This window comes from Pedobacter sp. CFBP9032, assembly GCF_034045265.1.
GTDB lineage: Bacteria > Bacteroidota > Bacteroidia > Sphingobacteriales > Sphingobacteriaceae > Pedobacter.
Window position 1 is genome coordinate 162,598 of the sequence record NZ_JAXCWE010000002.1, and the last position, 25,595, is coordinate 188,192.

Sequence of the window (25,595 nt, forward strand, 5' to 3'; positions counted from 1 at the left end):
TTTATTGGTATGTATTGTAGAAACCTTGTCTTTTGCTCAATTTTAAATCCTGCAAAATTGATGCTTTTACCTTTAGCGTTAGTGAGTAACTTTTATAAGCGCCATATGGTACCCAGTTTACACTCATATCCCAGCAATGCAAGTCACGGTAAATTCCGATGTTCATTGGCGTTAAACCATTATTTTGAAAATCATATCCCGAATTAAAAGTCACTTTCCATTTGGTTGTCAGGTTTAGATCACCATTAAAGTTCAGTGTATTACTGGTTCTGCTTACACCTAAATCGTTACTATACTGGAAACTGTAGGAGAATGAGAAATTCCATGGAATATTAAAATCTACAAAGGCATTTGGATCCCGGGATATTGCGGCCAACTGTTCAGATTGTAAAGGAGAAAGTCCCTTTTGTTTGGCTGTTTCACCAAGCTTATCATTAGCCTCATTCTTTTTCTTTAAAGCCTCAGGGTTTAAACTATAATCAAAAGAGAATCCAATTGAGGTTAATCTGGCTAGCCTGCCTCTCTTTAATAAATAATTGTTACTTCTAATTAGCACCGGACTACCATCACTATTTACTACTGGTCTTCCCGATGCATCTATAGATTGTTCTAAATCATATGGATCAAATGTTCCGTTATAGTTGATGCCCAACTTATCTGTAAATTGTGAACGACCGCTAAAATTGAGTAATGAAAGTTTATTCCGTTCTGCTAAAAAGTTATAACTTCCATTAATACTCAAACCCTGGATTATAGGTATCTTTCGTTCACCTGTACCTGTGGTATCTTTGCTAGATTTCACTTTTAACTCAACCGTGTTATCTACACCAAATCCAATGGACGCAGACTTGCCTGAGAATGAGCCTTGATAAGCCATCCCCTGAAAAGTGGAATAAGTAAGGGGGATACCAGTACTAGCATCAATGATCGGACGTCCGTTTTGATCAATTACTGCTTCGAACGGTCCCTTTCCAGCTCTGGTGAAATCTGGAGAATAATTAAACGAGACATTCGGTGTCATTACATGTCTTAATGCCTTAATATTCCCTAGATTTTTAAAAACCTTCAGACCATAAATTTTTGTCGACATACTGGTAGATAAATTATAACTACCCGCTCTTTTGAACCCACTAATAGTATCTGTTCTTGCCGTGAAAGTATTATCGTCAAACCTGGTATAGCGATTGCGAATCGACTGGAAATTCCATACCTCATTATAAGTACCACCAAGTGAAAAGTTTAGATACTTCAACGCCGTAAATGACATATTTATAGGAATGTTATGGGAAAAACCAGAACGTAATCGCTTTAAACCATCATTTTGAAATAATAAGCTGTCTTTGGTATCAATTGCATTTGTTCCTAACAAGGCATATCCGACAGTAATTTTTTGATACCATTTCTGTTCCCCTACTCTTGTTTTTGAATCAAAAGGACTAAAAGTAGGCACGTTGAATGTCGCTTCGGGTAATCTGATGGAAACATCCCGGGTACTCAATGTTTGGTTACTCGTCATGGATAACGAGTAATTCATATTGTTGGAGAATGTTCTGGCATAACTGATACTACTATTTGTAGTATTATTTGCGATAGCCCTGATATCATAAGTTTGGTTGGCGGCAGTATTTGTGTAGTAGCTACTCGATGTAATGTTCACGCTGGCACTAAAAGTAGTTCCTGGATTTGCATTTGCATTTTGAGAATGCGACCATCTGATACTAAAATCTTTATTGGGATTCTCAAAGGCTTCCGTTCCTTCCAGACCATTTTTAACACTGGCATAATTTATTCCGATATTACCGGTATACTTATATCGCTTAATATATTGAGAATTAACACTGGTTTCGTAAGATCCATTGGTATAAATACTTCCCAGAAGCTTAGCATCCCAGTAATCATTCAATCCGAGATAATAACCACCATTTTGAAGGAAAAAGCCCCTTGTAGCATCTTCACCCGGCGAGGGCAAAATGATTCCTGAAGTTCGCTTATTGGGTTTGGGGAAGAATGCAAACGGCAAACCCAGTGGAGTAGGAATGTCTTCAATAATCATGTAGACTGGTCCGGTAATGATCTGTTTTTCTGTTACCACACCTTTAGATATCATTAAACCAAAGTGCGGGTGCGGCAAATTACACGTGCTATACATTACATTTTTGATGTGCAATTCATCATCAATCTGCTTTTTACTCTGTCCCCCAGAAAAGAATCCTCCTTCTTGTTCTGAGAAAACGCCAAAAACTTTTGCACGGGTAGTTTCAGAATTATAATAAATTGAATCGGCTATTGCAGATCCTTCAGCGCCAGACTTAAAAATTGGCTTACCAACATATTTATTCGTTTTAGGATCTGTTCTACCACTGGCAAAAATCACTTTTTTTTCAGAATCATATCTGATATAATCAGCATCTAATTCGAAATCACCATAAAGTACCCTGGCATTACCATATAAATAGATGATACTCTTGTTCTTACTGTATTTAACGGAATCGGCCTTGTACTCTACCTTTTGATCCAAACCACTGTTATTTTTGGATTCTTTTTTAGAAGTATCCCTTTTGGAAGTATCTTGCTGGATGATTTGCTGCAATGAAAAACGGGAAAACGCGTTAGCTTTACTAACACCATGTGTTAATAAAATGACAGAAATTAGTAAAATAGAGCTCTTAAGAAGTTTCAAATTCGTATTTGAATGTTATTTTTGCACAGATGTTTAATCAAAAACGTTCAAAATTAGTGAAAAATATACCATTGATGTATCTTAAAACCATTTTAACCTTTATTATTTGCTTTGCACTTAGCAATACAATTGATAATCAAGCGATTGCACAAGAATATAAAATTAAAACAATTGTTATAGATGCTGGGCACGGCGGAAAAGACGGCGCCACTCATGGCGTATATTCAAAAGAGAAAGACGTTGCTTTAAAAACAGCATTAAATCTAGGAAGAGCACTGCAAGACAGTATCAAAGATATTAAAGTTGTTTACACGAGAGAAACTGACATTTTTATTCCTTTATATGAAAGGATTAATATTGCCAACAATGCAAAGGCTGATCTTTTTATCTCTATTCACTTAAACGATATGCCGGTTCGGGTATCTAGAGTGGTAGATTATTATAAAAAAGTAAAAGGGAGAAGTATACCTGTTTACAGAACGATTGCGGCCAAAAGCACATCAACTAAAGGCACTGAAACTTTTGTATCCGGTACAGGCAGGCTTGGAGAACAAGATGAGGTAATTAAACGTGAAAATGCAGCGATGTTTTTAGAGGATAACTACCAGAAAAACTATGAAGGGTTTATTGCTAATACACCAGAAAATGATATTATGTTATCATTGATGAAACAAACCAACCGGGATAGAAGCCTAAAGTTTGCATCATTACTTCAGCAGGAGTATGTATCCGCCGGGAGGATTAACCGTGGCGTACAAGAGAAAAGCCTGGCCGTATTGGCAAGAGCTGCAATGCCAGCTGTTTTAACTGAAATCGGTTTTGTGAGTAATCCAGATGAAGAAGATTATATGAATTCACCCGAAGGCCAGAAAGAAATTGTTGATGGTATTATCAAAGCAATAAAAAATTATAAACGAATAGCAGAAACATCCTTTTAACTGCACATAATCGCAGCCACATCCCTCTAACATCCCATAAATGAAGATCAAACTTCTAATTAAATCAGTTCTTATTTTAACACTCTTTTCAAGTCAGGTTTTATTTGCTCAAGGTTACCTGGTTAAAACCATCGTAATAGATCCGGGCCATGGAGGTAGGAAACCTGGTGCTTCCGGAAGTTTTTCTAAGGAGAAAGACGTTGCACTCAAGGTTGCCTTAAAATTAGGTGCTCAAATTCAGGCGGAAATACCTGGCACGAAAGTAATTTACACCAGAACCAAAGATGTTGATGTAGATCTCTATCGCCGGGCAGAAATTGCAAATAATGCCAATGCAGATTTATTTATTTCCATCCATTGTAATTCTATGCCTCCGGGGAACAAGCACATTAAAGGTGCCGAAACATTGGTTGCGGGTTCTCACCGATTAAAAGAGCAGGATGCTGCCATCAGGGAGAATGCTGATATCAAACTGGAAAAAAACTATAAAAGTAAATACGACGGCTATGACCCAAACAAACCCGGCACGTTTATTTTAATGTCGTTGCTTAAAAACACCTTTCGTGATAAAAGTATTAAATTTGCTAAGCTTGTTCAAAACAGCTATATCAGCAGAGATAAAAGAGCAAGCAGAGGCGTTAAAGAACAGGGTGTTTTGGTATTACAACGTTGTGGCATGCCAGCCATTTTAACAGAGGTTGGGTTTATATCTAATCAGCAGGAAGAAAAATACATTAATTCAAGTAGTGGGCAAGGCGAAATTGCGGAGTCTATACTTGCAGCAATAAAAAAATACAAGAAAGACGTAGAAGTTAATTAATTTGGCATTATAAATGTTGTTTGGTTAACAACTGAAAATTATAACAAATACCAAACAAAATCGTTGGTGCAAACATTATGTATTTATAATACCTTTGCACTGAAGAAAAAGCGCTCTGGCAAATCTTGAATTACAAACAAAATTTGCGGCCAATAAATAAAAACACATGAAAATTAAGAACGAAACCAAAGTAGGTATACTAGCTGCATTTGCCATTGCTTTATTAATTATTGGATATAATTTTTTAAAAGGAAATTCCATTTTCTCTAGTGAAACTACACTCTTTGCAAGATACACTCGTGTTGACGGTTTAACCGTTTCTAAACCTGTTTTGATTAATGGTTATCAGATTGGTCGTGTGGCGAAGCTACAATTGGAACCTAGCGGTACCATTTTAGCCACGTTGAGCATCAACAGTAAATATGATATTCCAGAAAATAGTATTGCCAGATTAGAAGGTACAGACCTTTTAGGAAGTAAAGCGATTGTAATGTCGTTAGGTAACTCAAAGAAAATTGCAGAAGATGGTTATACCTTAAACGCAAATGTTGAAAAAGGTTTAATGGAGCAGGTTCAGCCAGTACAAAAGAAAGCTGAACTTATCATTGGTAAAATGGATTCTATTTTAAGCAGCGTTAATTCCATTTTGAATCCGAACTTCCAGAAAAATGTAGATAAAAGTTTTAACAGCATTGCTGGTACACTCGCCTCTTTAGAAACAACATCGAAAAAAGTTGATGGATTGGTAGGTTCTGAAAGTGCTCGTATTGAAGCTATTTTTAAAAATGTGGAAGGTATTACCGCTAACCTGAATAACAACAATAAAAAAATCAGCGATATCTTAACGAACATCAATACGGTAACAGACAAATTTGCAGCCGCAAATTTTAAAGAAACCTTAGATAAAGCAAATAGCGCCATTGGCGATTTACAAACTGTTATCTCCGGAATCAAAGAAGGTAAAGGGAGTTTAGGTCTTCTATTGAACGATGACAAGATGTACAATAACTTAAATAGTGCTTCTAAAAATCTTGATGAATTGATGATTGATTTGAAGGCAAATCCTAAACGCTACGTACATTTTTCCGTATTCGGTGGCGGAAACAAAAAAGATAAATAACAAACCTGTTATAAAAAAAATCCTTGAATTAATTCAAGGATTTTTTTTTGATCTATACATTCGGTTTAAGCAAATCCAGATGTTAAACTATTCGTTTTAAATTAAAGCTGGAAAGTCCTGCCTTCAACTGCCAAATCAGTATTTGAGAATATACTTTGTGCTTCTTCAAGAAGCAGTTGCAGCGTTTTATAACGCGAAGAAAAATGCCCGATCAATAACTTATTAATTCCATTGTCTCTGGCAATCTCACCCGCCTGTCTTGCAGTGGTATGATGTGTTTCATTTGCACGATCTAAGAGTTCATGCATAAACGTCGCTTCATGATATAAGGTATCACACCCTTTAATCGTTTGGAAATAACGCTCATCGTACATCGTGTCAGAGCAATAGGCATATGTTCTTGGTGCATCAGCAGACGTAGTGTAATCAACACTTTTCAAAATTGTTCCATCAGGCTGTTCTACATCTATTCCTTTTTTCAACGCAGCATAGTAAGCTATCGAAATTTCATCTGTTTTCTCCTTGATTAATTTGCGCTGTCTTGGTTTTTGCTCAAAAATAAATCCGGTAGTCGGAATTCGATGATTCAATATGATTGTTTTAACAACCAGATCCTGGTTTTCAAAAATCTGTCGTGGTTCGTCGGCTTCAATTGGCGTAAATTCAATTGGATACCTTAAATGCGTATCCGAATATTTAAACTGAATCTCCAGAATTTCCAGAAGTGGTGTCGGACCAAAAATTTGCATTGGTTTCACACGTCCGTTTAAGTGCAGGCTGGATAGCAAGCCAATTAAACCAAAATAATGGTCTCCATGTAAATGACTGATGAAAATATGATCTATGCGGGTAGCCTTGAGATTATATTTGGTAAGCTGTTGCTGCGTTCCTTCCCCACAATCGATGAGATAATACTTTTCGTTACAATTCAAAAGCTGAGCAGATGGATTCCTGTTATAAACAGGTGTTGCTGAACTACTTCCAAGAATCGTAACTTCAAATTTCATAATGGTATGATATAAAAAACCTCGTAGATTTCAGAAACTACGAGGCTAAGTGCTATTAAAATATTGATTATTTATCGCCTCTGAATTCCTTTTCCAACTCATCCATAAAGATGAAATCGGTAGCTTCTTCTAATGTATTAACAAACATTACAGATTGAAATATGTTTGATAATTCTATAATAGGTGCAATTTCATCATTAATCCCGGTTACGATGAACAAGCCCCCAGCAGATTTACAAAGTCTATCGCCAACCAACAGGCAACTTAAGTCCTGCGCATCATTACATTCTTTAATTTGGCTTAGATCTACAATGATATTTTTAAATCCTTCTGCATTAAGTAAATACAATTCGGATTTTACCCCGGGTGCAATTTCATTAGTAAACCTTGGTTCTTCTAATGTCAAGGTTACGTATTTATCGTGTTTATCTACTGAAAATTTCATTTTTTCCAATCTTTAGTTAATAAAGTATAAATTTCTTTCAAATGCTAAAGCCTTTCTAAGGCTTTTAAAACATTTGTTTCAATGCGATTTGATATTGAGTCTGCATCTGCTTTTATAAAAGACTCTCCTACAATTTGCTCATAAAGCTCAATGTAGCGTTCTGAAATTGAATTTACAATATCAGGTGTCATTTCAGGAGTTTCTTGCCCGTCTTTTCCCTGAAAACCATTTTCGATTAACCACTTTCTTACAAATTCTTTTGAGAGTTGTTTTTGAGGTTCATCGGCGTTCTGACGTTCCTGATAAGCTTCGGCATAAAAATATCGTGATGAATCTGGTGTATGAATTTCATCAATCAAATAAATAACCCCATCAGCTTTACCAAACTCGTATTTGGTATCGACCAAAATTAAACCGCTTTTTGCTGCGATTTCAGTTCCTCTCTCATATAAATCAAAGGTATATTGTTCTAATTTCTCATAGTCGGTTAGGGACACTATTCCTTTTGATAAGATATCTTCTCTAGAAATATCTTCATCATGCCCTACTGATGCTTTAGTAGTTGGCGTGATAATAGGCTGTGGTAATTTATCATTCTCTTTTAAACCATCGGGTAGCGAAACGCCACATACCGTGCGTTTGCCTGCGCTATATTCACGCCATGCATGACCGGCAAGGTAACCTCTAATCACCATTTCAACTTTAAATGGCTCACAGATGCGTCCGATAGTAACCATTGGATCTGGAATATCTAAAACCCAGTTTGGAACAATATCCTGTGTAGCTGATAAAAATTTTGCAGCAATCTGGTTTAAAACCTGACCTTTAAAAGGAATAGCTTCAGGCAGTACAACATCAAATGCAGAAATACGATCTGATACGACCATTACCATAAATTGATCGGCTATAGTATAAACATCGCGAACTTTACCCTTGTAAAAATTACTTTGATTTGGGAAATTGAAATGGGTTTCTTTTAGTGCTTTCATGAGGGGGGTAAAAATAGGGAAAAAGTCCGAAAGTCCGAAGTCTTCAGTCTTTAGTCTAAGTCGACTTAGGACTAAAGACTCGGAACTCCACTACTGAATATCTCCGTAAGCTTTCAAGATATCTTTCACCAATTTATGTCTCACCACATCCTCACCGCTTAAGTAGATAATATCGATTCCTTTAATATCTTCTAAAATCCTTAAGCCGTTAAATAAACCCGACATTTGTTTTTTAGGTAAATCGATCTGTGTAACATCACCTGTAACAATAAATTTTGCCGTTGGACCCATACGGGTTAAAAACATTTTTAATTGCATATCCGTGGCATTTTGGGCCTCATCTAAAATCACAAAGCAATTATCTAAAGTACGACCACGCATAAAAGCCAACGGTGCAATTTCGATGGTTCTGTTTTCGATATAGAATTTCAGCTTCTCTGCCGGAATCATATCATCCAGAGCATCATAAAGCGGACGCAAATAAGGATCAATTTTCTCTTTTAAGTCTCCTGGCAAAAAACCAAGGTTCTCCCCTGCCTCTACGGCCGGACGAGTTAAAATAATCCTTTTAATTTCCTTGTTTTTTAATGCACGAACTGCCAAAGCAACAGCAGTATAAGTTTTACCCGTTCCGGCAGGGCCGATAGCAAAAAGAATATCATTTTTAGCAATACTGCTTACCATTCTGCGCTGATTTGCTGTTCTGGCTTTAACTAAAAGACCATTTGTTCCGAAAACGATCACTTCTCCGCCTCCACCCGTAGGCTGCTCAACATCTTTTTTTGCTACACCATTTGCTTTCGCACCAAGTATAGATTCTACATCATTATTGGTAAGTGAACTGTATTTTTCCAGGTGCGCAACCAGCTGACTGAATTTATCTTCGAAGGCCTTAAGTTCCTGTTCATCACCGAGAACCTTAATCTCACTTCCCCTTGCAACCAGTTTCAACTTCGCAAAAGCACCTTTAATCATTTCGTAATTCTCATTATTTGCTCCCCAGAAGTGAGCAGGATTTACGGTATCCAGAGTTAATTTTAATTCGTTCAAACTGTAGTATTTTAAAAAGTTATCGGGGTATATTAATTAAAATTTGAATATTTGCAGACGCTTAGGCCTCTACACAAGATTAAGCAATAATATTGAATTTTTAATGGGTATAATTACTTTAACAACAGATTTAGGTTCGAAAGATTTTTACCAGAGCGCTCTTAAAGGTAGCCTGTTTAGTCTTATGCCTAATGTTAATTTAGTTGATATTACTCATGAAGTTCCATCATTCAATATCTCCTATGCGGCTTTCGTTTTAAAAAATGCTTATCCTTATTTCCCAAAAAACACTGTACACTTAATTGGGATTGATTCTGTATACAGCGAAAACACTAAATACATTGCGATTAAACACCGTGATCATTATTTTGTTGGCGCCGATAACGGCATCTTTTCCCTACTTTTTGATGATGTTCCAGAGGATGTAGTAGAATTGAACATCATGCAAGACCTGAAATATCTTCATTTTCCCTTAGTTGATATTTTTGTTAAAGCCGCTACCCATCTTGCGAAAGGTGGCCGGTTAAAAGACATCGGTTTACCTGTAGCTGAAATTGAGCAGAAGATGCTTTTGCACCCTGTTATCGAGCGAGATATCATCCGCGGAAGCGTAGTGTACATTGATACTTTCTGTAATGTAATTACCAATATTACTAAAGATCTTTTTACCAAAATACAGAAAAACAGAGATTTCACTTTATACTTTAGAAAAAGCGAAACCATTACACAATTAAGCTGGCATTACAACGAAGTTCAGGAAGGTGAGAAACTTTGTTTATTCGGAATTAGTAATCATCTGGAAATTGCTATTAATAAAGGCAAAGCCAGTGGTTTACTTGGCTTGCACCTCGGCGATATTGTTCGGGTTGAGTTTCATTCTTAGGGGAGCAAAAAGCAGAAAGAACTAAGCTGAAAGACTAAATTTTAAAGAGTGCCGAGTGGAGAGATAAAGGCCCAAAACGTCAAGCGAAAAACGCATAACATTCCCTTTAACTGCGAAAAGCTAATCTCTTTGCTAACCAATGAACTAATGGCAAATTAACCAATGAACCTCCTCTCAAACAACTCTACTCTTTTCACGTTTATTATACATGAAAAAATTCATCTATCTCCTCTTATTATTATTTCTTCAAATTCAAGCCAAAGCGCAGCAAGATACCTCAACTTATGCCGCTCAACGTGTAAAGGTGAATGCTTTGCTGGCAGCGCGAAGTGAAAAATTTGGCCAGTATGATGAAAGTCTGAATCAACGAACCGGAATATTTGGTTGGCAAACCAAAAAAGATATCAAGAATTCTAATGAAATTCTGCGTGAGGTGGTGTTAACAGATAACAACATCTTTAAAGAATTGAAAATATTAATGGAATATAAAGACCTGCAGAATCAACAGAAAGTTGCTGTTGCTGATCATTCTCAAGAACGGATTGAAGGCTATATGCAAACCATTAAGAAGCTACAAGATCAAAACGAAACACTTCAAAAAGAGGCTAAGCCTGACAGTTACGGTGTTTCAATGTATATCATCATCATTTTAATTGTGGTGATAATAGGCATGGTCTTTTTCTTTAACAAAAAACTTAAGCGTTATGAAAAAACAAGTGTTTAAATTTCTCGCTAAACTTAACAAAGTAATATTACCAAGTTTATATAAGAAAGATCCTAATAAGCTAACTACTTTCCAGAAAGCGATATTAGGTTATCGGTATTGGGTATTAACGAAAGCTTTGGATTGATGAAATAAAAGGGTTACTAACTCTTAAAAATTTAGTAACCCTAGAATATAATTTATTTCTTGAAATGCTCAATAATTAACGTGGCCAATTCCGTACCAATACGTTCTTGCGCTTCATTAGTTGATGCACCAATATGCGGAGTTAATGAAATTTTAGGATGTGTTAAAATTTCGGCTAGTGGGGTAGGTTCATTATCGAAAACATCCAAACCAGCAAAAGCAACCTTACCAGAATTTAAGGCTTCAATTAAAGCTGGCTCATCAATTGTTCCACCACGTGAACAATTTACAATACCAACATTATTTTTCATTTTCGCAAATTCTTCAGCACCTAAAATTGGCTTATCGGCGAATGGTGTGTGCAAGCTAAAGAAATCACTTCCAGCAATTACTTCATCTAAAGAAACGGTCTTAATTGGAATACTTACTGATTTCCCTCCTTGAAACTCTAATGTAATTTCAGATTCTGATGGATATAAATCATAAGCCAGAACGTTCATTCCTAAACCTAAAGCAACTTTAGCCGTTGCTCTGCCAATGCGTCCAAAACCTATAATACCAATCGTTTTACCACTTAATTCAGTTCCTTTTGCATACGCTTTCTTAAGATTATTGAATTGAGTTGAACCTTCAACCGGCATTTTACGGTTAGCATCTTGTAAAAATCTAATTCCCGTAAATAAATGAGAGAAAACTAATTCAGCTACTGATAAAGAAGATGCAGCAGGTGTATTTACAACAGCAACACCTTGACTGCGAGCATATTCAACATCGATATTATCCATACCTACTCCACCTCTACCAATCAATTTGATATTAGGAACGGCGTCAATTAATTCTTTTCTAACTTTTGTTGCACTTCGAACGGTTATGGCATCATAATTTTTTAAAGCCTCAGCCAATTGGTCCTGAGGAATGGTTTCTGTATCAACCTGAAAACCTGCTTTTTCTAATAATTCTTTTCCGATAGGGTCTATTCCATCGTTTGCTAATATCTTAATCATAAATATGATTTCAGTGATTAAATTGATTACACAAACGTATAGGTGTAATCAATGATCTGTTAAAATTTTAATTAGTTTGCTTTCGCTTGTTTCTCTTCAAAAGTCTGCATGGCATCAATTAAAGCATGAACACTTGTAATTGGCAAAGCATTATACATAGAAGCACGGAAACCGCCAACACTTCTGTGTCCTTTAATACCAATTATACCTTGTTCTTCGGCAAATTTCAGAAATGGCTTCTCTAATTCTGCATTTTCCATTACAAAACAGATATTCATTTTTGAACGGTCTTCTATTGCACAGGTGCCTTTAAATAAAGGGTTACGATCGATCTCTCTATAAAGTGCTTCAGCTTTTTGCTTATTTTCTTTTTCAATATCTGCAACACCACCTTTTGATTTTAACCAACGAAGGTTTAATAACGCAACATAAACTGAGAATACCGGAGGTGTATTGTACATCGATCCATTATCAATATGAGATTGATAATTTAACATTGACGGAATTTTACGGTCAATTTTACCTAAAATTTCATCTTTAATAATAACGATTGTTAAGCCTGCAGGTCCAACATTTTTCTGTGCACCAGCATAAATTAAATCGAATTTTGAAACGTCAATTACACGGCTCATGATATCAGATGACATATCGCAAACGATAGGAACACTTGTTTCAGGAACGTTGAAAAGTTCTGTTCCATAAATGGTATTGTTAGATGTATAGTGGAAATAAGCACTATCAGCAGGGATTTCAAAATCCTTTGGAATGAAGGTATAGTTAGCATCCTTCGAAGACGCCACCACATTCACATTACCTACAAACTTAGCTTCTTTTAAAGCTTTGGTTGCCCAAACTCCAGAATCTAAATAACTTGCAGTTTGCCCATCTCCCAGTAAATTCATTGGAACCATTGCAAATTGTAAACTTGCACCGCCTTGTAAAAATAAAACGGAATAACCCGATGGCACATTTAGTAACTCCTTTACCAATTTATCTGCTTCAGCAACAACTGCCTCAAACTCGGTTGTTCTGTGCGAAATTTCTAAAATTGATAATCCATCGTTAAAATCTAAAACTGCCTGTGCAGCTTGTTTAAACACTTCTTGAGGTAAAATACAAGGGCCTGCGCCAAAATTATGCTTCATCTTATTATATAATGTTTTATGGCAGTAAATGTAAAATTTTTAAAGCAGTTATGCCTATAAAATCGTATCATAAAAATTAAATTTTGTTAATAATTAGCAGGAAATTGATGGTTTTATTGCAGTTTTTGTAATTAAAACGATTAACGGAAAATGTTGAATTTCTTTAATTTTCGAACAAAGTGTAAACAGTATTCTGATCAATATAATAAAATCTGTAAGATTTGAAAATGAGTTTTAAAATCTTAATTTAATGAAATCAGGGCTTATTTTTCAACTTCACAATTAACTTCAGATTAAACTGTCTGCCGGTTAAATAATTAGGAATTGCATACTGTACGTTATCTACATCTTTTAACCAAAGATAAGAAACTGTATTATTAATGTTAAGCAAGTTAAAAACCTCAAAAAACAATATCACAGCGCTGAAGTTTTTATCTAAAAATTTAGGCCTGTGTAAAGCAACATCATCTAAAAAATCTTTAGAAAACCCAATATCCACCCGTTTATACGACGGTATAAAAAATTTATCTAAATATTTTGGGCCCTGTGGAGGTCCGATTGGTAAACGCGAGCCATAAAGTGCGTTTAAATGCACTTTATAGGTTGGATTGTTCAGTAACCTGTCTTGAAAGAAAACTGAGAAATTAACCCGTTGGTCAGTTGGACGCTTTAAATAACCAGGATAGATGGTTTTACCATTTTGGACGTAGCTATCACCAATAATATCTTCGTTTGCATTCATCACAGACATACGAAAATACGATACTAAATCTTTAACAAACTCTCCTCCTATACTAAAATCAGCACCGATTGCATAACCTTTAGACACTTCTTCAGCCAGGTACCTAATTCTTAAATTATCAATTTTATAAGGCACCAGCCTATCTGAATATTTAAAATAGGCTTCTGAAGTAAACTTTAACCGTGTACCAAAGGCATCAAAGGCATAATCATAACCAATAGAGGTATTATAAGAACTTTGGGCTTTTTGATTGATGTTTAAGTTTCCAGAAAAATTCCGAATGGTTCGGTATGATGGCGGTTGCTTATAAACACCAGCCGTAAAACGCAGAATTTTATTGTTTGAGTGAGGCCTGTAAGCAATCAGCATCCGCGGACTAATCATCAATTGTTCACTTAAAGAATTATAGGTTGCCCTTGCTCCTAACTGAAGCTCTGCATGATCTGAAAGCGAATAGCTATCCTGAATGTAAGCACTATAATAATCTATCATAATATGATTCTTCACATCAACTACATTTTGAAGCACAATATCTTTATCAGAAGTGGGTAGAATAAATCCGGCAGAATCGATATAATTATATTCATTTAACTGATCGGAATAACCAGACCGATCATATTTTAACCCCCAGGAAAACACATGATTATTAAAATTTTGGTCCACCTTAATTTCAGAAGAAAAAATCTGCGTATTCAGGCTATTTCGACCATAGTTATAATAGCTTCCTATTCCTCTGTTTTTACTAATTGTACCAAAGTCTTCTAAAGGCAGGCTTTTATCCTCCTCAGCAAAAATATAACTACCATTAATATCAAACCGCTCTCTTTCAATAGTATTGAAGTAGCTATTAATAAATTTTATGACGAGATTAGGTTTTGGTGACCAGGTTGTTGTAATTCCTGTTCCTATCGTTTGGTAGTCATCTATTTCCTGCCCGGTATAATCTACATCCAGGCGAAGTGTTGAACTTATTGTTCCGAATTGTGTTTCCCGGTTTGTTGGCATTAATTTAAATTGGCCTAGATTTATATTTCCTAAAAAGCTAATATTTAATTTAGGGGAAAAATTATATTGATAAACGATTTGTGCATCGCCGAAATTGGGATTATAATTCCCTTGCTCGTCTTGCTTAATCAACACACTCGTATTGTTTTTATAACGTAAACTAGCCAATAGAAAACCACTATTTAATACCTGCTTTGTTGTAAGTGATGTATTTAAAAGGCTGGTACTGAATATAGTTTGATTACTATCCGGTCTATCATATCTGATATCTAAAACGGATGACAATTTATCGCCATATTTCGCTTCAAATCCACCAGCTGAAAATTTTGCTTTACTTACTAGTTCTGAGTTAATAAAACTTAATCCTTCTTGTTGTCCATTTCGAATCAAGACAGGCCTATTAATTTCTATGTCATTAATATAAATCAGGTTTTCATCAAAGTTACCACCGCGAACACTATACTGTGCACTTAGTTCATTATTAGTTGAAACGCCTGGTAAGGTTTTGAGCATGGTTTCGAAATTGCCCGACACGAGCGGCATTGACGCAATATTTGAAATATTGATGGTGGTGGTATTGCTAAGCTGATTTTGTTTATTGGTGATATTGACTTGTTCAAGTTCATTGGTATTGGCTACCAGATTTACATGGTGCACTAATCTTGCCCCAGACTGTTCGTTAAACTTAATGCTTTGAGGTTGATAACCAAGTAAAGTGTATTTGATAGTGAAATTTTTAGAGGTCGAGTAAATGGTGTAAACTCCAAATTCATCCGTAACCGTACTTTTTGCCTGACCCAATACGATAACGGTAACCTGAGAAAGTGGTAGTTTCTCCTCATTATAAACTATTCCTGAAACCCTCACTAGTGGCTGAGCTACAGCTAAACTGCAACCAGCAATTAATAGAAAAAGGATTAACCGAAATTTGAGCATTGGTTAGCTTAGAGATTTATATTTTTTTTTACAGATGCATGTAATTTTTTTTACGAAATATAGCGTGATATAATTTTAAGCTTCCGTGTTTTCTGTGTTTCCGTGGCTAATAACTTGTTGCTAATATTTCATTTTGTTTATTTATCTCCCATAAGAGTCGAGATTAAATGCTAATACTGTTGGTTACTAAGTTTTTCATCTTCGCAATCGTTTCAGTTGGGTTATCTGTTGCAAAAATTGCATTTCCTGCAACGAAAGCAGTGGCACCCGCAGATATTAATTTAGCTATATTCTGCAACCCTACCCCTCCATCAACTTCAATAACCAGCTCTTCATTTTTCCCTTCGATCAGGCGTTTCAAATCCACAATTTTCTTATAGGTATTGTGGATAAAAGCTTGCCCACCAAATCCAGGATTAACTGACATAATTAAAACCAAATCCAAATCTTCAATTACATCTTGCAACAATGTAACTGGCGTATGCGGATTTAAAGCTACACCAACCTTGCACCCTGATAATTTGATTAGCTGAATGGTTCGGTGTAAATGTGTACAGGCTTCGTAATGTACTGTTATTCGATCTGCACCTGCATCTGCAAACTCCTGTACATATTTATCAGGTTCAACAATCATCAAATGAACATCGAGCGGTTTAGTTGCATGCTTTTTTACAGCAGCCATCACAGGGAACCCAAATGAAATATTTGGAACAAAAACCCCGTCCATCACATCAACATGAAACCAATCGGCCTCACTCTGATTAATCATTTCGATATCGCGCTGTAAATTTCCAAAATCGGCAGAAAGTATAGATGGGGCAATAATGTATTTCATTTTTTTATTGTTTTTCGCAATGATGATATTGTGATATAATTTTACGACCACGGCAAGTTACAAAACAGGACTGAAAGTTTTTAATCTGAAACACTGAAGTTCGTTTTATACCAAACGAAAAACCCTTCCAATAAAACTGAAAGGGTTGGTTTCGGTTGGTGGAAACACCAACCGATAGCACTTTATTAAGTCCCTTTGAAGGGGTTATGCCTGTGGAGCAGCTGGTTTTTCCGGTCTTGGTAGTAAAACTTTACGGGAAAGTTTCATTTTACCTTGTTTATCGATATCTAATAATTTAACCTCGATTTTATCACCTTCTTTCAATACACCATCCATGGTTTCTAAGCGCTCCCATGAAATTTCAGAGATGTGTAGCAAACCGTCTTTACCTGGCATTACTTCAACAAAAGCACCAAATGGCATAATAGATTTCACTTTACCCTGGTAAACTTCACCAATCTCTGGTTTAGCAATAATGTTACGTATACGCGTTACTGCTGAATCAATAGCCGCTTTATTATCTGCAAAGATTTCTACGATACCTTTACCATCAACTTCTTCGATAGAGATTGAAGCACCGGTTTCACGTTGCATTTCCTGAATAATTTTACCTCCAGGGCCGATAATTGCACCGATAAATTCTTTCTCAATAGTTAAAGATACAATACGTGGAGCATGTGGTTTGTAATCTTCGTTCGGCTGACCGATCGTTTTCTTCATCTCGTTTAAAATGTGTAAACGACCTTCCTTAGCCTGTAATAAAGCTTTGGTTAATACTTCATACGACAAACCGTTGATTTTTAAATCCATCTGGCAAGCAACAATACCATTTTCAGTACCAGTTACTTTAAAGTCCATATCTCCTAAATGATCTTCATCACCTAAAATATCAGAAAGAATTGCATATTTACCAGTTTTCTCATCAGAGATTAAACCCATTGCAATACCCGAAACCGGAGATTTGATTTTAATACCCGCATCCATCAATGCCAATGTACCAGCACAAACTGTTGCCATTGAAGAAGAACCGTTTGATTCTAAAATATCAGAAACGATACGGATAGTATATGGATTAGCATCACCTTGTGGCAATACCTTTTTTAATGAACGTTGCGCTAAAGCACCGTGACCAATTTCGCGGCGACCTGCACCTCTGTTTGGTCTAACCTCACCAGTAGAAAAACCAGGGAAATTATAGTGTAATAAGAATTTGTTATATCCATTTACGAAAGCACCGTCAATCATTTGCTCATCATCTTTACTACCTAAAGTAACTGATGTTAAAGATTGGGTTTCGCCACGTGTAAATACAGCCGAACCGTGAGCCGCTGGTAAATAACCTACTTCACTCCAAATAGGACGAATTTCGGTAGTCTTACGGCCATCTAAACGAATGCCTTCATCTAATAATAAATTTCTAATGGCATCGTACTGAACATCATGGTAATAATGTTTAGCCATTGCCTTAGTGAGATCTGCAGTATCTTCAGGCATTGCTGCAAAGAAATCATTAATGATTGCAGTAAATCCTACTTTACGCTCGTCTTTATTTGAACCTGATTTTGCTATTGCATAAACCTTATCATACGTATCTGCAAAAACTTTAGCTCTTAAATCAGCATCATGATCTTCGTGGTTATATTCGCGTTTTACAGTTTTGCCGGTAGCCTCTGTTAATTCAACCTGGATAGCGCATTGAACTTTAATTGCAGCATGTGCAAATTTCAAAGCTTCAACCATTTCGTCTTCCTGAATTTCATCGCACTCACCTTCAACCATGCCGATGTCATTTGCAGAACCTGCAACCATAAATTCTAAAGTTGCACGCTCTAAATCACTAGCCTTTGGATTGATAATTAATTTACCATCAATTTTAGCTACACGAACTTCAGAAATAGGACCATTGAAAGGAATATCAGACACTGATAATGCAGCAGATGCCGCTAAACCTGCCAAACAATCTGGCATAATATCTTTATCAGCAGAAATTAGTGAAATCATCACCTGGGTATCAGAGTGATAATCACTTGGGAACATTGGACGTAAAGCCCTATCAACTAAACGAGAGATTAAAACCTCGTAATCAGATAATCTTGCTTCGCGACGTAAAAATCCGCCTGGAATGCGACCAGTAGCCGCGTATTTTTCTTGATAATCAACCGATAATGGTAAGAAGTCAGTTCCTGGTTTAGCACCAACAGTAGATACAACAGTTGCTAACAACATGGTATCGCCCATTTTAACTACCACCGAACCATCAGCTTGTTTAGCCAATTTACCAGTTTCAATTTCAATTGTTCTGCCATCGCCCAAATCGAACGATTTTTTTATTACATTCATTTAATTAGAATTGTGGTGTGTTTTCCTCTTTGCCCACACCTTGTTTATATATGTTTTTGTTTTTGCAAACGAAGATAAGATTTAAAACCCTATCTGTAATAATTCCCTAAAAAAATTTAAAGGGAAAAGTAAAAAGCCATTCTCTAAAGAATGGCTTTTGTTGATAACATTACGCTTATTTTTGTTTAATGATATCACGAAGCGATAAAGCTTTGATGATAGCACGATAGCGCTCAATATCTTTTTTGTATAAGTAAGCCAAAATACCGCGGCGTTTACCTACCAATTTTTGAAGTGACAACTGAGTAGAGAAATCTTTACGATTTTTCTTTAAGTGTTCTGTTAAGTGCGCAATACGGTATGTAAACAACGCTACCTGACCTTCAGCAGAACCTGTGTTAGTTTCTACTTCGCCGTGTGTTTTAAAAATTTCGGCTTTCTTTTCTGTACTTAAATACATTCTTGAATAATATTAAAGTGTATAAATTAATTAATAATGCGGCAAAGATAAAGTTTTTTTAACGTATTAACAAAGTATGATTAATTGTTTAAGCACTTAATTTTTAAATTGACTCCAGATATTGTTTGAATAATAAAGTTTTGTTTTGCAGGCTTCTTTATCTCCCGTTCCCTACAATCTTTTAGGTAAGTTTACTAAGCAAAGCGCGTGTTATCATCAGTAAACTAAATAGTACACCACTAAGTTAAGTGAATATGCTATATACCAACTTAGTTTCTTTTATTAATTCGTTCTAACTCCAAAACATCTAATTGATCCTTAGGTCTATTGGTTGCTCTTTTGTTATCCAGAAGATGGCTATAGTGAAGAAACCTTGCTTTAATACCATTTATTTCATCAACAGTGGCCATTTCAAAATACTCATCAAATTTTTGTTTGTCTAACCCAGGAATATCAGTCATTAAATCTGCGTACATCCCATCGTCCATCATCACTTCGCAATACCCTGCAATAATCGGAACATCTAATAACATGTCGTATTTTCCATACCCCATTTTATCCAGCGAATAAATTAAATTTTGCCTGTTTTCCTTTGTATCTTTCAGATAAATATCCAGGTCTCCTGTGGTACGGTTATAACCATAACGGTTAACGGCAAATCCACCTACAATCAGATAACGTAGATCGAACTGTTGAAACGTTTCTAATAGCAAAAGCATTTCTGGATTTTCTTTATCAAAAGACATATTAAGAAACTATATAATTAGCTTACGAATTACAAGGCCTTTACCTTGAGGAGATTTTAAGGGCTTCCCGCCGTTCATAGCCATTGAAATATGATTTAAACGTAACACGCTAAAAAAACGTTGCTCCGGAGTACGGCTCAAATAGACACTTTCACGCTCTTGAGCGATTAATTCACGTGGAATTGAAGTATCATATAATTTAAGCTTTCCCATTTCATATCAAAAATACGAAATTTGTGACGTAAAGATGTAATGACGTAAATATATCTTATACTTTTGCACAAAACATTTACCCTTTGGAAAAGAATCAATTCAGCATTTTCGAAAGCGAACTCCGTGTACGCCCTGATGATATAGACATGTTTAACCATGTTCATAACAGCAAATATTTGGACTATGTATTGGCTGCACGCTATGAGCAAATGGAAAAATTCTATGGAATGCCATGGGAACATTTTACCAAACTAGGTTTAGGCTGGGTAGTAAGCCGCGTTGATATCAAGTTTAAACGTCCGCTTCTGATGAATGATTTAATGTTGATTAGAACTGGAATTTTAACAATGAACGAAAAGGGCTGTGCCGTTCAGTTTGAAATTATTAACAAAAAAACGGGTAAGGTTGCCTCCGATGGCATATTTGATTATGTGTTAATTGATTTAAATACCAGTAGGGGAACAAAGGTTACTGAAGAAATGATTAAGGCGTATAGTATTTAGTAAGCAAGTTTAAACCTTTTTTTAACCTAAATGGCGAAATCTCTGAAACCTGCACCTTTTTGTTTATCCCCCACCAACCGAACTTATCACGATAAAATAATAGCAATCGCAATAAAGTCTTAATTCCGTGATTTCGTGTTTCCGTGGCAAATAAATTAATCAACCCCTTGAAATCAGTTATCAAAACTTGACAATTCAAAATTTTAGCTATCTTTGCGCTATCAAAAAAACCATTGTCATGATAGTATCTGCAATCCATTTCAGGTTCTAACCAACCTAGGATTTCCTTCCCTCTTTTATTTATACGGATACGCTCGAACGTATCTTTTTAGTCTATTCATTTCTTTTATTTTTTACGATATGTCAGAGTCAACAAAGACACGAGGCAAACTATCATCATTTTTTGATCTTTTAGTACAATCGCTAAAGGGCAACGAAGTAGATTTGACCTCCATAACAATTAAACGGGCAATTATTCTCTTAGCTATTCCAATGATGCTGGAAATGGCCATGGAGTCTGTATTTGCATTGGTTGACTTATATTTTGTAGGTCACCTCGAAAACAGTAGCCATGCGATCCAGACTGTTGGATTAACTGAATCTGTTCTAACTATTATTTATTCGCTTGCTATCGGCTTAAGTATGGCGGCAACGGCAGTTGTGGCAAGAAGAATCGGTGAGAAAAATCCTGAAGCAGCCTCGAGGGCAGGTATGCAAACCATTATTATAGCAGTAGTGATTAATCTTTTGATCACTACTCTCGGGTTAATTTATGCAAGAGACATTTTGCTAGTTATGGGGGCTTCTACAGAAACTGCTGATCATGGTGCAACTTTTACCCGCATTATGATTGGTGGAAGCATCATTATTGTTTTACTTTTCTTGATCAATGGAATATTTCGTGGTGCAGGAAATGCTGCAATTGCGATGCGAAGTTTGTGGATTGCCAATATTGCCAACATCATCCTCTGCCCTATTTTTATTAATGGTTTTGGTCCGATACCTGCATTTGGTTTAACGGGAGCTGCCATTGCTACTACAATCGGCAGAGGTTTGGGCGTAAGCTATCAGCTCTATAATTTATTCAATGGTAAAAATGCATTAAAAATTAGGATTAGTCATTTTATACCGGATTTGAAACAGATTAAAGCAATTATCAAGATAGCAGCTCCCGCCATTTTTCAATTTGTTATCGCAAGTTGTAGTTGGGTATTCCTGGCAGAGTTAGTCGCAACCACTGGTGGCGATGAAGGATCTGCAGGTTATCAGACTGCCTTGAGATTGATGATGTTTTTCTTATTACCAGCCTGGGGATTAAGTAATGCAGCTGCAACTTTGGTTGGCCAAAACCTTGGCGCCGGACATGTTGATCGGGCTGAGAAATCTGTCTTTCAAACCATGAAGTACATTTTTGTTTTTATGGCAGTTGTCACGGTGCTTTTCTTAACCTGTGGTCATCTGTTCGCTACATTTTTCACTTCCGATGAAAAAGTAATTGAAATAGCCAGTCGTGCGCTAAAAATCCTGAGTATAGGTTTTATCATTTATGGGCTGGGCATGGTTTTAACAAGCGCTTTTAATGGAGCAGGCGATACCTGGACGCCTACAAAAATCAATATTTTTGCCTTTTGGCTGTTTCAGATTCCCTTAGCCTACTTCCTGGCGAAGTATTTAGACATGGGGCCGACCGGAGTCTTTATTGCTATTCCAACTGCAGAAGTTGGTATTGCCATTGCAGCTTTTATTTTATTTAAAAAAGGTAAATGGAAGAAAACAATGGTTTAAGCCGAAAAAAACATAAAAATAACCAGCCATGGAAACACGGATTTACAGGTGATTGAATTTGAATATTTTGTAAAAAAAGCTTTCTCGCAAATAAATCAACTTTCTTATAGGATAATTTCTGTGTTTCTGTGGCAAAAAACAAATGTGCATCCGAGCAACGAAAAGCAGTAATGGCACAACCGAATATCCACTGTTTTTGCTTTTCAAATCAAAGCGCTTCGGGTGGATATTTTCTAGATTAAAAATTACCTTAAAAACTATATCTTTGCGCAAAGATGAAGCATATACGTAATTTTTGCATTATTGCACATATTGACCACGGAAAGAGTACACTAGCCGATAGGTTATTAGAATATACTGAGACGATTTCGAAGCGTGAGGCGCAGGCGCAATTGCTTGATAACATGGATTTAGAGCGTGAGCGTGGCATCACGATTAAAAGTCACGCCATACAAATGAACTACAAAGTTGGTGATATTGAATACAATTTTAACTTAATTGATACACCCGGACACGTAGATTTTTCGTATGAAGTTTCTAGATCTATAGCCGCCTGCGAAGGTGCTTTATTAATCGTAGATGCTTCACAAGGAATTCAGGCTCAGACCATTTCAAATTTATACCTGGCGTTAGAACACGATCTTGAAATTATACCGATTTTAAATAAAATGGATTTGCCTGGGGCAATGCCTGAGGAAGTGAAAGATCAGATTATTGATTTAATTGGTTGTAAGCGCGAAGACATTATTCCAGCTTCAGGTAAAACAGGATTAGGTATTCCTGATATTATTCAAGCTATTGTGGATCGTGTTCCTGCTCCTGTTGGCGACCCTGAAGCACCGTTACAAGCCTTAATTTTTGATTCAGTTTTTAATTCGTTCCGAGGAATTATTGCTTATTATAAAGTGGTAAACGGCGAGATTAAAAAAGGTGATAAAGTAAAATTCATCAATACTGGAAAACAATACCTTGCAGATGAGGTTGGCATTCTTAAATTAGATATGTCTCCTAGAGGTGTGGTAAAAACTGGCGATGTAGGTTACATTATTTCAGGTATTAAAGAAGCACGCGAGGTAAAAGTTGGTGATACCATTACCACTGTAGATCGTCCTTCTTTGGATTCTATTCAAGGATTTGAAGAGGTTAAACCAATGGTGTTTGCGGGTATTTACCCTGTTGATACTGATGAATACGAAGAATTGCGTGAGGCGATGCACAAGCTGCAATTGAATGATGCGTCCATTGTTTTTGAACCCGAAAGTTCTGCAGCTCTGGGCTTTGGTTTCCGTTGCGGATTTTTGGGCATGTTGCACATGGAAATCGTTCAGGAGCGTTTAGAACGCGAATTCGATATGACAGTGATCACTACAGTTCCCAACGTATCCTATATTGCACACACCACGAAAGGCGATGAATTTATTGTAAATAATCCATCCGATTTACCAGATCCAAGTAAGTTGGATTCGGTTGAAGAGCCTTTTATTAAAGCAAATATTATTACCAAGGCTGAATTTGTTGGTCCTGTAATGTCTCTTTGTATTCAGAAAAGAGGAACAATTATTAATCAATCTTATTTAACTTCTGATCGGGTTGAGTTAATTTTTGAAATGCCAATGGCTGAAATTGTATTTGATTTTTATGATAAATTAAAAACGATTTCTAAAGGTTATGCATCCTTCGATTATCATCAAATTGGTTACCGTAAATCGGATTTGGTACGTTTGGATTTATTATTAAATGAAGAACCGGTTGATGCCTTATCATCCTTAATTCACCGAAGCAATGCCTACGATTTTGGAAAGAAAATCTGTGAAAAATTAAGAGAATTAATTCCTCGACAACAGTTTGAAATTAAAATACAGGCTTCTATCGGCGCTAAAGTTATTGCTCGCGAAACCCTTAGTGCCTTACGTAAAGACGTAACCGCTAAATGTTATGGTGGTGATATCTCTCGTAAACGTAAGTTATTAGAAAAGCAGAAAAAAGGTAAAAAGCGTATGCGCCAGGTCGGAAACGTAGAAATTCCACAAAGTGCATTTATGGCAGTTTTGAAGTTGGATTAAAATAAAATCAAGATATGAGTATCAAGTAGCAAGATAACTACTAATCTAGATACTTAATACTTAATACTTTGACAATGAAATTATTAGACGGAAAACACGTATCAGAAAAAATTAAAGTTCAGATTGCTGAAGAAGCTGCTGAATTTTTAAGCAATACGGGAAGAAAACCTCATCTTGTTGCTATTTTAGTTGGTAACGATGGTGGTAGCGAAACTTACGTAGCCAGCAAAATGAAAAACTGTGAGAAAGTGGGCTTTAAATCTTCACTTCACAGATATGATAACTCAGTAACTGAAGCAGAACTTCTTGCAAAAATTGAAGAGATTAATCAAGATGCTGATGTTGATGGATTAATTGTTCAACTGCCGTTGCCAAAACATATTGATCCTGAAAAAGTAACTGAAACAATTGATCACCGTAAAGATGTAGATGGTTTCCACCCTGTAAATTTGGGCAGGATGATGCGTAACCTACCTTGCTTTATTCCGGCAACGCCTTATGGTATTTTATTGATGTTGCAAGAGTACGGTATCGACACGACAGGAATGCACTGTGTTGTAGTAGGTAGAAGTAATATCGTTGGCAGCCCAATGAGTATTTTAATGGCACGCAATGCCAACCCTGGTAATTGTACTGTAACCCTTACTCACTCTCGCACTAAAGATTTAAAAGAGCAGGTACTACAGGCAGATATCATTATTGCCGCTATCGGTAAGAAGAACTTTGTAACCGCAGATATGGTTAAGCCAGGTGCAATTATCATCGACGTTGGTATTAACCGCGAGTCTTCAACAGAAACTAAATCGGGCTTCAAATTGTATGGAGATGTTGATTTTGAAAATGTAGCTCCGAAAGCATCCTACATTACGCCAGTTCCTGGAGGTGTTGGTTTAATGACCATTGTTGGACTCTTAAAAAACACACTTGCTTCGGCCAGGAAAGAGATTTATCCTTAAGGTAATTAATATCATAAATGTATTTAAAGCAATTCTGAATGGAATTGCTTTTTTTTTAGAATTTTTCATTACGTAATACT

At 36.2% G+C, this 25,595-nt stretch carries 22 protein-coding genes; 9 read left to right on the forward strand and 13 right to left on the reverse strand.

What is annotated here, in order from left to right; all coding sequences use genetic code 11:
* Window position 1: 1 nt before the first annotated feature.
* Window positions 2–2,590 (reverse strand): putative LPS assembly protein LptD, encoded by a 2,589-nt coding sequence (locus tag SOM16_RS04495; protein ID WP_320462799.1) that lies wholly within the window; start codon window positions 2,588–2,590, stop codon window positions 2–4.
* Window positions 2,591–2,754: 164 nt separating this feature from the next.
* On the opposite strand from SOM16_RS04495, the gene SOM16_RS04500 reads away from it, so the two are divergent.
* The 3 genes from SOM16_RS04500 (at window position 2,755) to SOM16_RS04510 (ending at window position 5,558) form a co-directional block, all read left to right on the forward strand.
* On the forward strand, window positions 2,755–3,618 hold the full coding sequence (locus SOM16_RS04500; RefSeq protein ID WP_320463216.1) for an N-acetylmuramoyl-L-alanine amidase: 864 nt from the start codon (window positions 2,755–2,757) through the stop codon (window positions 3,616–3,618).
* A gap of 40 nt (window positions 3,619–3,658) precedes the next feature.
* Window positions 3,659–4,438 carry an N-acetylmuramoyl-L-alanine amidase gene (locus SOM16_RS04505; protein ID WP_320462800.1) on the forward strand — a complete coding sequence of 260 codons (780 nt, stop codon included), beginning with the start codon at window positions 3,659–3,661 and terminating at the stop codon, window positions 4,436–4,438.
* Between the two features lie 166 nt (window positions 4,439–4,604).
* Window positions 4,605–5,558, forward strand: a complete 954-nt coding sequence (locus SOM16_RS04510) for an MlaD family protein (protein ID WP_320462801.1) — start codon at window positions 4,605–4,607, stop codon at window positions 5,556–5,558.
* A gap of 101 nt (window positions 5,559–5,659) precedes the next feature.
* On the opposite strand, the gene SOM16_RS04515 is transcribed toward SOM16_RS04510, so the two are convergent.
* From SOM16_RS04515 to SOM16_RS04530, 4 genes are all read right to left on the reverse strand, one after another.
* Entirely contained in the window at window positions 5,660–6,565 is a 906-nt protein-coding gene (locus SOM16_RS04515; protein ID WP_320462802.1) for a ribonuclease Z, read from the reverse strand.
* A gap of 67 nt (window positions 6,566–6,632) precedes the next feature.
* Complete coding sequence (locus tag SOM16_RS04520; RefSeq protein WP_320462803.1) at window positions 6,633–7,010, reverse strand: STAS domain-containing protein; 378 nt, start codon at window positions 7,008–7,010, stop codon at window positions 6,633–6,635.
* A gap of 44 nt (window positions 7,011–7,054) precedes the next feature.
* Window positions 7,055–7,999 (reverse strand): phosphoribosylaminoimidazolesuccinocarboxamide synthase, encoded by a 945-nt coding sequence (locus tag SOM16_RS04525; protein ID WP_320462804.1) that lies wholly within the window; start codon window positions 7,997–7,999, stop codon window positions 7,055–7,057.
* A gap of 90 nt (window positions 8,000–8,089) precedes the next feature.
* Window positions 8,090–9,049, reverse strand: coding sequence for a PhoH family protein (locus tag SOM16_RS04530; protein ID WP_320462805.1), 960 nt, complete (start codon window positions 9,047–9,049; stop codon window positions 8,090–8,092).
* 103 nt (window positions 9,050–9,152) lie between these two features.
* Between SOM16_RS04530 and SOM16_RS04535 the strand changes: the two genes are divergently transcribed.
* Together SOM16_RS04535 and SOM16_RS04540 are read left to right on the forward strand one after the other, a co-directional pair.
* Window positions 9,153–9,932 carry an SAM-dependent chlorinase/fluorinase gene (locus SOM16_RS04535; protein WP_320462806.1) on the forward strand — a complete coding sequence of 260 codons (780 nt, stop codon included), beginning with the start codon at window positions 9,153–9,155 and terminating at the stop codon, window positions 9,930–9,932.
* 208 nt (window positions 9,933–10,140) lie between these two features.
* Complete coding sequence (locus tag SOM16_RS04540) at window positions 10,141–10,656, forward strand: hypothetical protein (RefSeq protein ID WP_320462807.1); 516 nt, start codon at window positions 10,141–10,143, stop codon at window positions 10,654–10,656.
* Between the two features lie 179 nt (window positions 10,657–10,835).
* Here SOM16_RS04540 and SOM16_RS04545 read toward each other — a convergent pair whose 3' ends face one another.
* The 8 genes from SOM16_RS04545 to SOM16_RS04580 form a co-directional block, all read right to left on the reverse strand.
* Window positions 10,836–11,786: a D-2-hydroxyacid dehydrogenase gene (locus SOM16_RS04545; protein ID WP_320462808.1), complete on the reverse strand. Its 951-nt coding sequence runs from the start codon at window positions 11,784–11,786 to the stop codon at window positions 10,836–10,838.
* 71 nt (window positions 11,787–11,857) lie between these two features.
* On the reverse strand, window positions 11,858–12,931 hold the full coding sequence (serC, locus tag SOM16_RS04550) for a 3-phosphoserine/phosphohydroxythreonine transaminase (protein WP_320462809.1): 1,074 nt from the start codon (window positions 12,929–12,931) through the stop codon (window positions 11,858–11,860).
* 256 nt (window positions 12,932–13,187) lie between these two features.
* Entirely contained in the window at window positions 13,188–15,614 is a 2,427-nt protein-coding gene (locus tag SOM16_RS04555; RefSeq protein ID WP_320462810.1) for a TonB-dependent receptor, read from the reverse strand.
* A 163-nt stretch (window positions 15,615–15,777) separates the two neighbouring features.
* Window positions 15,778–16,449 (reverse strand): ribulose-phosphate 3-epimerase, encoded by a 672-nt coding sequence (rpe, locus tag SOM16_RS04560; RefSeq protein WP_320462811.1) that lies wholly within the window; start codon window positions 16,447–16,449, stop codon window positions 15,778–15,780.
* 204 nt (window positions 16,450–16,653) lie between these two features.
* A complete protein-coding gene (pnp, locus tag SOM16_RS04565) occupies window positions 16,654–18,789 on the reverse strand; it encodes a polyribonucleotide nucleotidyltransferase (RefSeq protein ID WP_320462812.1) in 2,136 nt (711 codons plus the stop codon).
* Window positions 18,790–18,964: 175 nt separating this feature from the next.
* Complete coding sequence (rpsO, locus tag SOM16_RS04570) at window positions 18,965–19,249, reverse strand: 30S ribosomal protein S15 (protein WP_131537188.1); 285 nt, start codon at window positions 19,247–19,249, stop codon at window positions 18,965–18,967.
* A gap of 269 nt (window positions 19,250–19,518) precedes the next feature.
* The gene (locus SOM16_RS04575) at window positions 19,519–19,995 is read right to left on the reverse strand and encodes a hypothetical protein (RefSeq protein WP_320462813.1); all 477 of its coding nucleotides are present in this window, start codon (window positions 19,993–19,995) and stop codon (window positions 19,519–19,521) included.
* A 9-nt stretch (window positions 19,996–20,004) separates the two neighbouring features.
* Window positions 20,005–20,208: a hypothetical protein gene (locus tag SOM16_RS04580; RefSeq protein WP_320462814.1), complete on the reverse strand. Its 204-nt coding sequence runs from the start codon at window positions 20,206–20,208 to the stop codon at window positions 20,005–20,007.
* Between the two features lie 83 nt (window positions 20,209–20,291).
* On the opposite strand from SOM16_RS04580, the gene SOM16_RS04585 reads away from it, so the two are divergent.
* From SOM16_RS04585 to SOM16_RS04600, 4 genes are all read left to right on the forward strand, one after another.
* Window positions 20,292–20,711 carry an acyl-CoA thioesterase gene (locus SOM16_RS04585; protein WP_320462815.1) on the forward strand — a complete coding sequence of 140 codons (420 nt, stop codon included), beginning with the start codon at window positions 20,292–20,294 and terminating at the stop codon, window positions 20,709–20,711.
* Between the two features lie 360 nt (window positions 20,712–21,071).
* A complete protein-coding gene (locus SOM16_RS04590) occupies window positions 21,072–22,496 on the forward strand; it encodes an MATE family efflux transporter (RefSeq protein WP_320462816.1) in 1,425 nt (474 codons plus the stop codon).
* Between the two features lie 275 nt (window positions 22,497–22,771).
* Window positions 22,772–24,559, forward strand: a complete 1,788-nt coding sequence (gene lepA / locus SOM16_RS04595; protein WP_320462817.1) for a translation elongation factor 4 — start codon at window positions 22,772–22,774, stop codon at window positions 24,557–24,559.
* Window positions 24,560–24,633: 74 nt separating this feature from the next.
* Entirely contained in the window at window positions 24,634–25,515 is an 882-nt protein-coding gene (locus tag SOM16_RS04600) for a bifunctional 5,10-methylenetetrahydrofolate dehydrogenase/5,10-methenyltetrahydrofolate cyclohydrolase (RefSeq protein WP_320462818.1), read from the forward strand.
* Window positions 25,516–25,595: the final 80 nt, after the last annotated feature.

Bases quoted from the DNA above. Each gene is read 5' to 3' on its own strand.
- SOM16_RS04525 (WP_320462804.1), bottom strand. From the start codon at position 7,999: ATGAAAGCACTAAAAGAAACCCATTTCAATTTCCCAAATCAAAGTAAT.
- SOM16_RS04510 (WP_320462801.1), top strand. From the start codon at position 4,605: ATGAAAATTAAGAACGAAACCAAAGTAGGTATACTAGCTGCATTTGCC.
- SOM16_RS04600 (WP_320462818.1), top strand. From the start codon at position 24,634: ATGAAATTATTAGACGGAAAACACGTATCAGAAAAAATTAAAGTTCAG.
- SOM16_RS04505 (WP_320462800.1), top strand. From the start codon at position 3,659: ATGAAGATCAAACTTCTAATTAAATCAGTTCTTATTTTAACACTCTTT.
- pnp (WP_320462812.1), bottom strand. From the start codon at position 18,789: ATGAATGTAATAAAAAAATCGTTCGATTTGGGCGATGGCAGAACAATT.
- SOM16_RS04555 (WP_320462810.1), bottom strand. From the start codon at position 15,614: ATGCTCAAATTTCGGTTAATCCTTTTTCTATTAATTGCTGGTTGCAGT.
- SOM16_RS04540 (WP_320462807.1), top strand. From the start codon at position 10,141: ATGAAAAAATTCATCTATCTCCTCTTATTATTATTTCTTCAAATTCAA.
- SOM16_RS04500 (WP_320463216.1), top strand. From the start codon at position 2,755: ATGTATCTTAAAACCATTTTAACCTTTATTATTTGCTTTGCACTTAGC.
- rpsO (WP_131537188.1), bottom strand. From the start codon at position 19,249: ATGTATTTAAGTACAGAAAAGAAAGCCGAAATTTTTAAAACACACGGC.
- SOM16_RS04520 (WP_320462803.1), bottom strand. From the start codon at position 7,010: ATGAAATTTTCAGTAGATAAACACGATAAATACGTAACCTTGACATTA.
- SOM16_RS04545 (WP_320462808.1), bottom strand. From the start codon at position 11,786: ATGATTAAGATATTAGCAAACGATGGAATAGACCCTATCGGAAAAGAA.
- rpe (WP_320462811.1), bottom strand. From the start codon at position 16,449: ATGAAATACATTATTGCCCCATCTATACTTTCTGCCGATTTTGGAAAT.
- SOM16_RS04575 (WP_320462813.1), bottom strand. From the start codon at position 19,995: ATGTCTTTTGATAAAGAAAATCCAGAAATGCTTTTGCTATTAGAAACG.
- lepA (WP_320462817.1), top strand. From the start codon at position 22,772: ATGAAGCATATACGTAATTTTTGCATTATTGCACATATTGACCACGGA.
- SOM16_RS04535 (WP_320462806.1), top strand. From the start codon at position 9,153: ATGGGTATAATTACTTTAACAACAGATTTAGGTTCGAAAGATTTTTAC.
- SOM16_RS04515 (WP_320462802.1), bottom strand. From the start codon at position 6,565: ATGAAATTTGAAGTTACGATTCTTGGAAGTAGTTCAGCAACACCTGTT.
- SOM16_RS04580 (WP_320462814.1), bottom strand. From the start codon at position 20,208: ATGGGAAAGCTTAAATTATATGATACTTCAATTCCACGTGAATTAATC.
- serC (WP_320462809.1), bottom strand. From the start codon at position 12,931: ATGAAGCATAATTTTGGCGCAGGCCCTTGTATTTTACCTCAAGAAGTG.
- SOM16_RS04590 (WP_320462816.1), top strand. From the start codon at position 21,072: ATGTCAGAGTCAACAAAGACACGAGGCAAACTATCATCATTTTTTGAT.